This window comes from Streptomyces sp. NPDC087422 (assembly GCF_044744145.1).
Lineage (GTDB): Bacteria > Actinomycetota > Actinomycetes > Streptomycetales > Streptomycetaceae > Actinacidiphila.
Genome location: NZ_JBIUXT010000004.1, coordinates 431,962 through 444,104, shown reverse-complemented (window position 1 = coordinate 444,104; position 12,143 = coordinate 431,962). Strand labels below are relative to the sequence as shown.

Here is a 12,143-nt window from a genome sequence, read left to right as displayed (position 1 = left end):
ATTCCCGCTGCGCAGTCTGAGGAAGTGTCATTGACAGGGGGTCGGTGAGGCTCCGATACTCCAGTGGTGCGGAGCCGATATGTTGATTCCGTGTTACGGAATGACTCTCGCCGACACCTCAGCGGTAACGGCGGGGAAATCCAAGGGATCCAGCGGCGACCAGCGGGACGGACGCGACCTGCGCGACGATGCGATCCAGGCGATCTGCGGGATCAACGGGATCAACGGGATGGGGACACCTCATGAAGAAGACCGGCGCCCAGCGACCACGGTCTGACAAGTCCGCTGCGGAGACGGCGGGTTCGGACAAGCCGGGTCCGGAGCGGTCGGGCGCAGACAAGCCGATGCACGTGGTGGTGCGGGCCCTGTCGGTGCTCACCCACCTGTCCGCGTACCGCCAGGGCCTCACCCTCCAGCAGCTCCACCAGCAACTGGAGATCCCCGTCGGCAGCATGCACCGGGTGATGAGCACCCTGGAGCACACCGGCTTCGTCAGCCGGTCGCCCACCACCAAGCGGTACGTGCTCGGCCCCAACGCGCTCGAACTCGGCCATGTCGAGGACTACGAGCCGTTCGTGATCCAGCCGCCCTCTGCGCTGGTGGAGGCCGAACGGCGGTGCGGGGAGAGCGTGGTGCTCACCCAGTTGATCGACGGCCGGGTGGTCGCGGTGTCCATCGCGGGCACCAAGCGCCCGCTGCGGCTGTTCGTCAGGCTCGGCCAGGAGGTGCCGCTGCACGCCGCCGCCTCGGCCCGCGCGATCCTCGCCTACCAGGACCCGGCCTTCGTCGAGACGCTGCTGTCGTCCTACCCCCGCGCGTCCTTCACCTCCGGCACCGTCCGGGAGATCAACCGGCTCATCGACCACCTCGCCGTGGTCCGCCAGCGGGGCTTCGACGTGTGCGACAACGAACTCGACGAGGGCGTCTGGGCGGTCTCCGCGCCGGTCCGCAGCGGTCCGTCCGGACGGGTCAGCTCGGCCGTCACCGTCTGCGCGGCCTGGTCGCGGGTCGCCGATCCGGCCGACCGTGCGGTCAAGGCACGGATCGTGCTGGACGCGGCGCAGGCGCTGTCGCGCGAGCAGGGGTACGAGCGGCCCTTCGCGCCGGACCCGACCCAGGAGCAGCTCGTCGCACTGATGCAGGCCGACAGCACGTCGCCGGACGTCTTCGTCCCGCGGCCCTCCTTCGCGGGAGGGGACCGGCCATGACGGCGGAAGCGGGAGCCGGGGCGGGGGTCGGGGCGGTCTCCACGGTGCCGGTGGTCGCGGGGGTCGGGGCGGTCTCCACGGCGACGGCGGTCGCGGGGGTCGGGGCGGTCTCCACGGTGCCGGTGGTCGCGGCGGCCGGGGCGGAGGCGGTCGCAGCGCGCGGCGTGGCGGAAAGCCGGTCGCGGGTCGGCGCCCGGGTGCTTCCCGGTCTCGACCGGGCGCCGGGAGTGCTGGCGGAGGAGCTGGCCGGGGACCTGGCCGCGGCCGGGTACGCCGCGGGTGACGCCGCCGCCGGTGACGCTGTCGGCGACCGGGGGAGTGGCTCGGGCTGGCTGGACCGGCCCGCGCTGCTGCGCCGGCTCGCCGCCGCCCTGGCCGCCGAAGTCCCCGCCACCGCCGACCGGTTGGTGGCGGCGGGGCCCGGCGCCCAGGCTCTGGGCGCGGCTGTGTCGCTGGAGACGGGACTGCCGTTCGCGGCCCTCGTCGCGGGCGCCCCGCCGTTCGGCGTGATCCACCCGGGCGAGACGGTCGTCGTGATCGCCGTCGACGCCGCCTCGGCCGCCGGAGCGCTGCCGCTGCTGCGCGAGGCCGGAGCCCTGCCGCACAGCGCGGCCGTGGTGGTCGCGCCATCCGGGGAACCGCCCGCCGGCCTCGGCCTCCACACCGCCCTCGTACGGCGGACGGCGACCGGCTACGCACCCGTCGGGTCTCTCGGCCCGCTCGAAGGGGTCACCCCCGCGGACCCCGCAGGCCCCGCAGCCCTCGCCGGACCCGCCGGACCCGCCGGACCCGCCGGCCCCGCCCCGAAACCCACCGCCCGGCAGGAGAACCGTACGACCCGACAGGAGAGCGCCATGCCCACCAGCCCCCTTCCGCATCCCCCCGCCCCGCCGGCCCCGGCCGCCAAGTCCCCCGCGGAGCCCGCGGATTCGACGACGGGCGCCGGTGCCGCTCTGCTCGCCGACGACCCCGCCACCGTGGAACGGGCGGGCGCGGCGCTGGCCGAACTGGCCGCCCGCTACCGCCCCGAGGCCGTCGTGAGCTGGAACGCGACCGCCGACGTACTGCTCGCCCATGTGGTCGCCCACACCCTCGGGCTGCCGCGCCGGGTCGTGGTCGAGGACCTCGGACGGCTGATCGTGGAGGACGTGCTGCCCGGCGAACGCACGGTCGTGGTCGCCCGGGGCGGCGTCGACAGCGGCGGCCCCGGAGCCGAACTCGCGCCGCTGGTAAGGGCGGTGACCGGTCACGGCGGCCGGGTCGTCGCCGTCTGCTCGCTCGCCCCGCTCCTCGGGGCGGCCCCCGACGGCGTGGACGTGGTCAGCCCCGGGAACGGCGGAGCCGACCGTGACAACGGCCGCACCGGCCACGACAGGGACGAAGCGTGAGCACCGGGACGGCCCAGCCGGCGACCGCCGACCTGCTCGACGGGGTCGACCTCGGGCGGATCGACGCTCATCTGGCGGGCTTCGCCGCGCTCACCGAACCGGGGCCCGGCTGCACGCGCCTGGCGTACAGCCCGCTGGAACGCCAGGCGCACGCGGTGTTCGCCGCCCACATGACGGCCCTCGGGCTGACGGTCACCACCGACCACGCGGGCAACACCGTGGCGGAACTGCCGCCCACCGGGCCGAACACGGGCTCCGGCGACGCACGCGCGCTGGGCACCGGCTCACATCTGGACACCGTGCCGCAGGGCGGCGGCTTCGACGGCATCGTTGGCGTCGTCGCGGCCATGGAAGTCGCCGAGATCGTGGTCCGGCAGGAGGCCGCGCACCGTCGACCGTGGCGGTTCGTGGCGTTCGCGGCCGAGGAGGGCGCGCGGTTCGGGCAGGCGTGCAACGGCAGCCGGATGGCGGCCGGGCTGACCGGCGCGGCGGATCTCGCGGGGCTCACCGACCGCGACGGCGTGACGATGGCCGACGCGATGGCCGCCGTCGGGCTGCGGCCGGACCTGGTGGACGCGTCGCGCTGGCGGCCCGAGGAGTGGTTCGCCTTCGTCGAACTCCACATCGAGCAGGGCGAGGTGCTGCGGTCGCAGGGGGTCGACCTCGGCGTGGTCGACGTGATCTCCGGCAGCACCCGGCTGCGGGTGCGGGCCGAGGGCCGCGCCACCCACTCCGGCGGCACCCCCATGCACCTGCGGCGCGACGCCCTGGTGGCCGCCGCCGAGTGCGTGGTGCTGGGCGACCGGCTCGCCCGCGACCCCCGGCACCACGGCGTACGGGTCACCGTCGGCCGGCTCCGCGTCGAGCCCGGCTCGATCACCACGGTCCCGGGGTCGGTCGAGTTCTTCGTCGACGTACGCGACGTGGACTCCGTCCGCCAGCGCGACACCGCCCGTACCCTGGCCGCCGAGTTCGCCGCGCTGGCCCGAGACCACGGGGTCGCGCTCACCACGGAGGTCATCGCCGATACCTCACCGGTCATCCTGCCGGGCTGGGTCGCCGACCACATCCGCCATGCCTGCGCCTCCCTGGGCCTTCCGTACCGCGTCCTGCCCAGCGGGGCCAGCCACGACGCGCAGCAGATCGCCCATGTCATCCCGACCGGCCTGCTTTTCGTCCCCAGCGACGACGGACTCAGCCACGTCCCCGCCGAGTTCACCCCTACGTCCCAGATCGCCTCGGGCGTCCGTACCCTCCTCGCCGCCCTCCACCGGCTCGACGGCGCCTCGTGAACACGACGCCGGGGCACGGGACATGGCGGGTGGAGCGGGTCGGCGTCGCCGGGCGGACGGGGGTCTTCGACCTCACTGTCGAGGACGGGGTGATCCGGGCCGTGGACGCGGTGGCCGGGGAGCCGACAGGCGGGACGGTGCTGCCCGGGCTGGTCGATCTGCACACGCATCTGCGGGAGCCGGGCGGAGAGGAGGCGGAGACGCTGGCGTCCGGGGCCGCCGCGGCGGCGGCCGGAGGGTTCACCGACGTCTTCGCGATGGCGAACACCTCACCGGTGACGGACACCGTCGCGCGAGTACGGGAGGTACGGCGGCGGGCCCGGGGGCTCGGCGTACGCGTCCACCCGGTGGCGGCGGCGACGGCCGGTCTGGCCGGAGAGGCGATCGTGGACGTGGCGGCGTTGGCGGCGGCCGGGGTGACGGTCTTCTCCGACGACGGCAAGTGCGTGAACGACGACAATCTGGTCCTGGAACTGCTGACGGCGATGGCCCGGTACGGCACCGCGTTCGCCCAGCACGCGCAGAGCGCCGCCATCGTCCGCGACGGAGTCGTCAACGCGCCGGTCGCCGCCGGTCTCGGCGTGCCCGGCTGGCCGGGCGCGGGGGAGGAGGCGGTGATCGGCCGGGACCTGGCGCTCGCCGCCGCCACCGGTGGACGGCTGCACATCTGTCATGTCTCCACGGCGGGTTCCGTCGCGCTGGTACGGGCCGCCAAACGCGAGGGCCTTTCCGTGACCGCCGAGGTGACGCCCCATCACCTGATGCTCACCGACACCCAAGCCGCCGAGCGGGGACCGGCGTTGAAGGTCAACCCGCCGCTGCGGTCGGCCACCGACGTGGCCGCGGTGCGCGCGGCGCTGCGCGACGGCACGATCGACGTCGTCGCCACCGACCACGCTCCGCACCCGGCTCGAACGAAGACCTGCTCCTGGCTGAGCGCCGCCTTCGGCCTGACCTCGTTGGAGACGGCGCTGCCGGTGGTGGCCGAGGTGTTCGCGGACCCGGCCACCGGGGCGGTGGACTGGACCGCGGTGGCGCGCGTGATGTCCACGGCCCCGGCCGCGATCGGCCGGATCGCCCACCTCGCGGGCCGCCCGGTCGCGGTCGGCGAACCGGCGACCTTCTGTGTCGTCCGGCCGCAGGCATGGCGGGCCGAGCCCGCCACCTGGCTGAGCCGGTCGGCCAACTCCCCTTTCCACGGCCGGGACTTCGCACACAGAGTCACCCTGACCGTCCTGGAAGGCCGCCCCACCCACGGCCGCCTCACCCCCGACCCCCCCACGCCTATGAGCCCGCCGCGACGCAGCAGCCCGCTCGCGGAGCCTCCTTCGTCTCCGCGATGACCCGGATTTCGCCACTCCAGCGACATCAGCGCCTGGAGGACTCCGCCCGCAGGCGCTGGCGTTGCCTCGCCGGGGACGGCGTTGTGCGGATGCCGTATTACGGTGCCCGTAGGTTCCACGAAGGGGCCCGTGTCGTGAGCGACCGCCGCGGTGAGACGTTCTTGCGGCGGGCGGATGGAAGCGACGTAGCCGGAGCGGCGGAGATGGGGAGCGGATGACTCTGAAGGCGGGCCAGCGGGTGGTGCTGGCAGCGGACACCAGACTGACCGATTCGGCGGAGGTGTCGGGGGTCGTGATCGGGTTCCTGTCTTTGGCCGCGGGCACAGGCGGGGCCGTCGAGCGGGTGGTCGCCCACCGGGACGAGAGCGACGAGGTGCGCGAGTACGAGCGGCTCAAGTCGCTGCTCGACGCCTTCGGAGGCGAGATGCCCACGGAGAGCAGGAGACAGCTCGAAGAGAAGGTCGGCTCTCTGGAACCCGCGTGGACCGCCTTCCAGGAACAGCCGCCTCGCGTGAGCGTGCGGGTCCGCTTCGACAACGGGTTCATCCTCGACGGGGCCCACGAGGCTCTCTTCGTCCCCGCCTGATGCGTCACCGATCCGGGTCATGCGCAGACCGGCACGGGCGGGACTCGGAAAGCGGGGTCCACGACCGGCTCTGGCGTTCTTCGCTGACGCGCGGTCGGACATCACCGTTCCCCGCCCCGACATACCGGCCGCCCCAGTGGCGCTGGCCGGTACGTCGGGTCTTGAGGGGTCCGGGGGAGCCCCCCGCGCGAGGGGTCAGTCCCAGGCGTTCTGGTTGAGGAAGCGGGCCACGCCGCGCCAGGAGTTGGGGCCCATCACGCCGTCGATCGGGCCGGTGTAGCCCCACTGCGCGGCGAGCCGCTGCCAGGCGGCGTACGTGTTGACGCCGGGCACGCCGTCGACGGGACCGGCGTAGCCGAAGTGCGCCTTCAGGTACCGCTGGAGGGCCGCGTAGGTGTTGACGCCGGGCACGCCGTCGACCGGACCGGTGTAACCCGAGGTGAGCGACAGCCACTTCTGCGCCCGGCTCCAGAACACCGGTCCCGGTACGCCGTCCTGCTCCGTCGTGGTCTTCGGCAGACCTCCGCCTCCGCCGCCCCCTCCTCCGCCCCCGCTGCCCGGAGCGACCAGATCGAACGCCGAGCCGCGAGCGAGATTGTGGTCCACGTTCCGGATGCCGCCGATGGAGCCCACGGAGGTGTACTGGTGGACCGCCCAGTCCGGGTACGCGCCGCCCAGCTCCGGTTCGCCTTGCCGCGTACCGTTGTTGGAGCCGTACGCGGCCACCCACAGCTTGGCCCCGGTGGCGATCGTCTGGCCCCAACTGCCGCCGCGCAGATTCGCGGCGCCGATGTAGAACCAGGGCACGCACGTACCGACCCTGGCCTGTACCTGCCGGAACCAGGCGGCGACCTGGCCGTCGTTCCACAACCCGGTGGAGTCGTCCAGCACTTCGTCGTCCAGGGCCAGTACGTCGCCCTGCCGGTAGTCGTGCAGGTGGTCGACGAAGTAGTTCGCCGCGTCCGTCGGCGCCTGGAAGTCACCGGACAGCCAGTAGTGGCCGACCCGCAGTCCGGCCGCTCGCGCGCTGTCCACTTGGGCCGTGTAGTACGGGCTGACGTACGGTCCCTCGCTGAGCTGGCTGCCGCCGGTTTTGGCGATGGCGAACTGTTGGCCCTGGTTGCGGGCGAGCGCGAGGTCGATGCCGCCTTGGGTGGTCGCGACGTCGATTCCGTACGAATCGGCCGCGGCGGACGCGCTTCGTGCGCCCAGTCCCAGACCTGCCGGGGCGAGCGTGCCTACGGCGAGGGCGCGTATCAGCGTTCTCCTGCGCATGTTTCCTCCGTGACGGTGGGGACGAGAGGGGCTGTCGAACTTTCGTTCCCTACCCACGGTTGGGTCCGCGCAGTTCCTCGCGCCCCTGCGAAGACGGGGCTCGGGCAGAGTTCTGGATTTCCGAACTAGCGCGGGAGCGGGGCGAGTTGGCGCTTCCTACGGTCACGGTGGAGGGCGGGGGCGCGGGCGGGGCGGGCCGTGGAGCCCTCGAGTCCACGAAGGGCCGCAGGACGCGGTCGTAGTTCGCCAGCGCGGTCGGCAGGTCGTGCTGGAGGAGCAGGCGGACGCGGGGGCGCCGGACGTTGTCCCCGTCGTCACTCACGAGGAGGCGTTCGAGGCGGGCCTCGCGCTCATCCTCGGGGGCCTCGATCAACCGGCGGGAGACCCCCGTACGTTCGAGGGCCCCTTGCGGGGCCGGCTCCGGTCGCTTCCGCGGGCAGAACGGGCGTTGGCGGTCGCGGGGTATGACGCGACGATCCGGCGACGCGCCAACTGGGCTCTCCGGTCAGGGAGTTGGCCGAGACGTCACGGCCGCGACGGGCGATGCCGCCGCCGGGGCGGACACGTCGGCGGGTCGGCACAGCCGCCAGACCCTCGCCGGGGGCAGGTTGCCCCACACGGTCCGGCAGCCGGTGGCGTACTGGTCCTGGTATCCCGCGAGGACCTCTTCGACGGCACGGTGGCGGCGGGCTTCGCGGCGGGTGGCGGTCAGGGCGCGGGCGTAGCGGGTGCCGCGGTAGGCGAAGTACGTGAGCGTGCCGCCGGGCCGGAGCAGTTCGATGTACCGGTCCATGATCGTCGTGACGTGCGCCGGGGTGAAGTTGGTGAACGGCAGGCCGGAGACGATCACGTCGTAGCGCCGGTCGGTGTCGAGCTGTTCGACGAAGGCGTGATGGACGCGAATCCGTTCGCTCCCGTCCGCCGGAAGCGGATGGGAGCTGACGAGGCGTCGCAGTTGGGAGGCGAAGCGGGAGTTGGCCTCGACGATGTCCAGGCTGCTGCCCGGAGAGAGGCGGGGGAGGAGCGTGCGGGTGACGGAGCCGGTGCCCGCGCCCGCCTCCAGGACGTTCAGGGGCCGCGCTCCGTATTCGCCCGCGGGATCAGTGAGCAGACGGGCCAGAGCCTTGCCGCTGGGAGCGATGGCGCCGGTGGTGCGCAGATCGCGGGCCGCTTCGAGCAGGAACATCCAGCTCTCCGCTTTGCGCCGCGCGGGGGCACGGTGGTGTGAGGTGGTCCAGTCGTCCATGTCCGAGACGCTAGAGACGCCTTCAGCCGCGCATATCCTCCCTTGTGCGGCCGTCCTCCCCTACCAAAGGTGGAGGTCGGCGTAGCCGAACGTCGGACGACAGGCATCCGGGCGCGTGCCACGCTCTGCGGGTGAACGGGGAACAGGGGCAGGGATGGGCGGTCTACGGCCGCTACGGCTTGGTGGCGTTGCTGGCTCTGGCGGCTTTCCGGAACGAGGCGTTGAGCGCTGAAGGCCGGTACGCGCCTGCCGGCGGTGCGGCGGCCGTGGTGTGCGGGCTGGCGCTGCTGCGCCGGGCGCCCTGGTGGCTCGCTCCGGTGGTGACCACAGCGGCGGCGGGGGTATGGGGATGGCCGCTGCTGCCGCTGCTCCTGCTCGCCCTGTTCGACCTCGCCGCGCACCGGCACGTCGTGGCGGCTGTGACCTGTTCGGCTGTGGCGCTCTCGGTGAGCGCCGTGCTCCACCCGGCGGTCTCCCTGTGGCGCCCGCAGCAGTACGGCTCCACGGTGCTGGCGGTGGTGGGAGGGCTGTGGATGGGCAGTCGGCGACGCCTGGTGAAGGCGCTGAACACGCAGGTGGAGCATCTGCGGACCGAGCGGGAACTGCGCGAGCAGGCCGTACGCATGGCCGAGCGGTCCGCCATCGCCGCCGAGATGCACGACGTACTCGCCCACCAGCTCAGCCTGATCGCCCTGCACACCGGCGTGCTCGCTGCCAGGAAGGACGTCCTGCCCGCCGCACTCGTCCACCGCCTCACCCTGTTGCGCACCGCCTCCACCCATGCCCTGACCGACCTGCGTGACGTGCTGGGCGCCTTGCGCACCACCGACGTCCCCCACGGTGCCGAACGGCCGGCGCCGGTCCTGCGTGATGTCGAGGAGATGATCGGGCAGGCGCGGACGGCCGGGCAGCACATCGACACCGTCATCGAGGGCAGGCCGGAACAGGCCCCGTCGGCCCACAGGCTGGCGGTCTTCCGCCTGGTCCAGGAAGCCCTGACCAACGCCCGCAAACACGCTGCCGACGCCCCCGTCCGCGTCCGTATCGACTACGGGCCGCCCGCCACCGTCGTCGAGGTCACCAACACTCCCGGCGGGCGCGGCGAGGCGACGGCGCCCTCGGGGTTCGGCCTTGTCGGGCTGCGCGAGAGGGTCGAAGCACTCGGCGGACACCTGAATGCCGGGCCCGGCGGCAGCGGGTCCTGGCGGCTGGCCGCCCGGATACCGCACCGCGCCGCCGCGCCGAACGGTCCCCGCGCATGATCCGCGTCATGGTCGTCGACGACGACGCACTCGTCCGCCTCGGACTGACCGACCTCCTCGACGGCGACGAGGCCATCGAGGTCGTCGCCCAGGCCGCTGACGGGCTCCACGCCATCGAGCAGGCCACCGCCTACCGCATCGACATCGCCCTGGTCGACATCCGGATGCCCCGCATGGACGGCATCGTCGCCACCAAGCGGTTGCGCGCCTTGCCCCACCCGCCCAAGGTCATCTCGCTGACCACCTTCGATCTCGACGAGTACGTCTACAACGCGCTGGCCGCGGGTGCCGACGGCTTCCTGCTCAAGGACACCGACCCCGCCGAGATCCTGCGCGCCGTCCACCTCGTCGCCGCCGGCTCCGCCTTGCTCCATCCCGCCGCCGCTCGCCGTCTCATCGACTGCTACCACCGCACCAACCGCCCTCGGGCCGCCCAGGCCCGGACGCGGATCGACCCTCTGACCCCGCGGGAGAAGGACGTGCTGGCCCTGCTCGCCGAGGGGGACACCAACGCCGACATCGCGAACGCGCTCGGCATGCGGGAGAGCACCGTCAAGTCCCACGTCAGCCGCATCCTGACCACCTTGCGCGTGACCAACCGGGTGCAGGCCGCACTCCTGGCCCGCGACGCCGGCCTCGCGCCGTGAGCCGTGAGCCGTGAGGTCCAGCGCGGCCGTCCGGGGAAGGTGCCGCCGGGTCCCGCGCACCGGGCGTCGCAATCCCTCGGCCCTCGGCCGCGTGCCCGCGAGGGGAGTCCCGGAGGACGTCCGACCACCCGGATCGCCGCAATATCGCGCCATTCGGGCAAATCGGTGAGCATTTCGAGGCATTAAAGCTGGTGAAGGGGTAGCCGCACATCGAGCCCGGGGGGCCACCAGCACAAGAAGCGCGTAAGGAAGGAACCGCCATGGCGGTCAGCAATCTGAAGGACCGGAGCGTTCTGGCGATCGTGACGAACTACGGCGTCGAGCAGGACGAACTCGTCGTCCCCGTGGAACACCTGCGGGCGGCGGGCGCAAGAGTCGACGTGGCGGCCGTGTCCGACGAGCCGATCCGGACGCTCGTCGGCGACAAGGACCCCGGCAAAACCGTGCAGCCGACGCTGACCCTGGAAAAGGCGGACGTCACGGCGTACGACCTGCTGCTCGTACCCGGCGGCACGCTGAACGCCGACAGCCTCCGGCAGGACGAAACGGCCGTGCGGGCCGTACGGGCCTTCGCGTCGGCCAAGCGCCCCGTCGCGGCGATCTGCCACGGCCCGTGGCTCGCGGTCGAGGCCGATCTCGTCCGCGGAAAGACGCTCACCTCCTACGCGTCCCTGCGCACCGACATCCGCAACGCCGGCGGCGCATGGGTGGACAAGCCTGTGGTGAGCGACACCGCCGACGGCTGGACGCTGATCACCTCGCGCACGCCCGACGACTTGGACGACTTCCTCCGCGAGGTCGAGACCGCCCTCGTCCCGGCGCCCTGAGCCCGTCAAACCCTGGCGCGACCCGCCCCGCCGACCGCGCGGGGAGCGCTCACCATGCCCGGCTCGTGCCTGACACGTGTCCGAGCCGAAATTCACGACCCTCTCGACCGACGAAAGCGAGACAGCCATGCCCACGCGCAAGCTTCCGAAGTACACCGTCCCCGGCCTGACCACCAAGCAGGGCGGCGAGCTCATCGGGATTCTCCAGATGCGGCTGCACGCCCTCAACGACCTCCATCTGACGCTGAAGCACGTGCACTGGAACGTCGTCGGGCCGCACTTCATCGCCGTCCACGAGATGCTCGACCCGCAGGTGGAGCAGGTCCGCGCGATGGCCGATGACGTCGCCGAGCGCATCGCCGCGCTCGGTGGTGTCGCCCTGGGCACCCCGGGCGCCCTGGTCAGTGAGCGGACCTGGAACGACTACAGCATCGGCCGGCAGGACGCCATCGCCCACCTCGGCGCCCTCAACCTGGTCTACAACGGCGTCGTCGAGGACGTCCGCAAGGCGATCGAGGTGGCCGGCGAGATCGACCCGGCCACCGAGGACCTGCTGATCGGACAGCTCCGCGACCTGGAGCAGTTCCAGTGGTTCGTCCGGGCGCACCTGGAGACCACCGGCGGCACCCTCGTCACCGACGGCGCCGCCACCGAGAAGGGCGCGGCCGGCAAGGCCAAGGGCTGACCGCTCGTCACCGCCGGACAGCCCCAGAGCAGGAGACAACCCTCATGACATCCACCCACTACCTGGCAAGCTCCGGGGTTTCCGGCAGCCTGCTCATCCTCCTGGCCGCGATCGTGGTGGCCGCGGTCCTCCTGGGCGGCTTCTGGTACGGCAGCCGCCGTATGCGCTCCCGCCGGACCGCCGCCCCGGCCGTACGTCCCGATCCCGCCGCGCCGAACGGGCAGCCGGATCCCGCCGCCTCGGCCGACGCACAGCGCGGCCGGACGTGGCAGACCATCGATGACGACCCCGAGCAAGGCGCCCCTCACCGTCAGACGCGGTGACGGGCGGCCTTCCCGGCTCGTACCCGCGCCCGCCGTCGCGTACGTCGGGACGTAGAACGCC

Annotated in this window: 12 protein-coding genes; 10 read left to right on the top strand and 2 right to left on the bottom strand. The window is 72.8% G+C overall.

What is annotated here, in order from left to right:
* Positions 1-242: 242 nt before the first annotated feature.
* The 5 genes from ACIO6U_RS15235 (at position 243) to ACIO6U_RS15215 (ending at position 5,817) form a co-directional block, all read left to right on the top strand.
* Positions 243-1,208, top strand: a complete 966-nt coding sequence (locus ACIO6U_RS15235) for an IclR family transcriptional regulator C-terminal domain-containing protein (RefSeq protein WP_391046162.1) — start codon at positions 243-245, stop codon at positions 1,206-1,208.
* Positions 1,205-2,596, top strand: a complete 1,392-nt coding sequence (locus tag ACIO6U_RS15230) for a hypothetical protein (protein WP_401719128.1) — start codon at positions 1,205-1,207, stop codon at positions 2,594-2,596. Before ACIO6U_RS15235 ends, ACIO6U_RS15230 begins: the two co-directional genes overlap by 4 nt.
* Positions 2,593-3,888 carry a Zn-dependent hydrolase gene (locus ACIO6U_RS15225; protein WP_401719125.1) on the top strand — a complete coding sequence of 432 codons (1,296 nt, stop codon included), beginning with the start codon at positions 2,593-2,595 and terminating at the stop codon, positions 3,886-3,888. Before ACIO6U_RS15230 ends, ACIO6U_RS15225 begins: the two co-directional genes overlap by 4 nt.
* Positions 3,885-5,231, top strand: a complete 1,347-nt coding sequence (locus ACIO6U_RS15220; RefSeq protein ID WP_401719122.1) for a dihydroorotase — start codon at positions 3,885-3,887, stop codon at positions 5,229-5,231. Before ACIO6U_RS15225 ends, ACIO6U_RS15220 begins: the two co-directional genes overlap by 4 nt.
* A 214-nt stretch (positions 5,232-5,445) precedes the next feature.
* On the top strand, positions 5,446-5,817 hold the full coding sequence (locus ACIO6U_RS15215) for a hypothetical protein (protein WP_401719120.1): 372 nt from the start codon (positions 5,446-5,448) through the stop codon (positions 5,815-5,817).
* A 195-nt stretch (positions 5,818-6,012) separates the two neighbouring features.
* Here ACIO6U_RS15215 and ACIO6U_RS15210 read toward each other — a convergent pair whose 3' ends face one another.
* Positions 6,013-7,092 carry a glycoside hydrolase family 25 protein gene (locus tag ACIO6U_RS15210; RefSeq protein WP_355342638.1) on the bottom strand — a complete coding sequence of 360 codons (1,080 nt, stop codon included), beginning with the start codon at positions 7,090-7,092 and terminating at the stop codon, positions 6,013-6,015.
* Between the two features lie 505 nt (positions 7,093-7,597).
* A complete protein-coding gene (locus ACIO6U_RS15205) occupies positions 7,598-8,338 on the bottom strand; it encodes a class I SAM-dependent methyltransferase (protein WP_401719117.1) in 741 nt (246 codons plus the stop codon).
* Positions 8,339-8,469: 131 nt separating this feature from the next.
* On the opposite strand from ACIO6U_RS15205, the gene ACIO6U_RS15200 reads away from it, so the two are divergent.
* The 5 genes from ACIO6U_RS15200 (at position 8,470) to ACIO6U_RS15180 (ending at position 12,082) form a co-directional block, all read left to right on the top strand.
* A complete protein-coding gene (locus ACIO6U_RS15200) occupies positions 8,470-9,600 on the top strand; it encodes a histidine kinase (protein WP_391046149.1) in 1,131 nt (376 codons plus the stop codon).
* On the top strand, positions 9,597-10,247 hold the full coding sequence (locus ACIO6U_RS15195) for a response regulator (protein ID WP_401308753.1): 651 nt from the start codon (positions 9,597-9,599) through the stop codon (positions 10,245-10,247). The genes ACIO6U_RS15200 and ACIO6U_RS15195 overlap by 4 nt, the downstream gene beginning before the upstream one ends.
* Before the next feature lie 260 nt (positions 10,248-10,507).
* Positions 10,508-11,074 (top strand): type 1 glutamine amidotransferase domain-containing protein, encoded by a 567-nt coding sequence (locus ACIO6U_RS15190; RefSeq protein WP_401719113.1) that lies wholly within the window; start codon positions 10,508-10,510, stop codon positions 11,072-11,074.
* A 127-nt stretch (positions 11,075-11,201) separates the two neighbouring features.
* A complete protein-coding gene (gene dps, locus ACIO6U_RS15185; protein ID WP_355342623.1) occupies positions 11,202-11,759 on the top strand; it encodes a DNA starvation/stationary phase protection protein Dps in 558 nt (185 codons plus the stop codon).
* 44 nt (positions 11,760-11,803) lie between these two features.
* Positions 11,804-12,082: a DUF6479 family protein gene (locus ACIO6U_RS15180; protein ID WP_355342620.1), complete on the top strand. Its 279-nt coding sequence runs from the start codon at positions 11,804-11,806 to the stop codon at positions 12,080-12,082.
* The last annotated feature ends 61 nt before the right edge of the window (positions 12,083-12,143 follow it).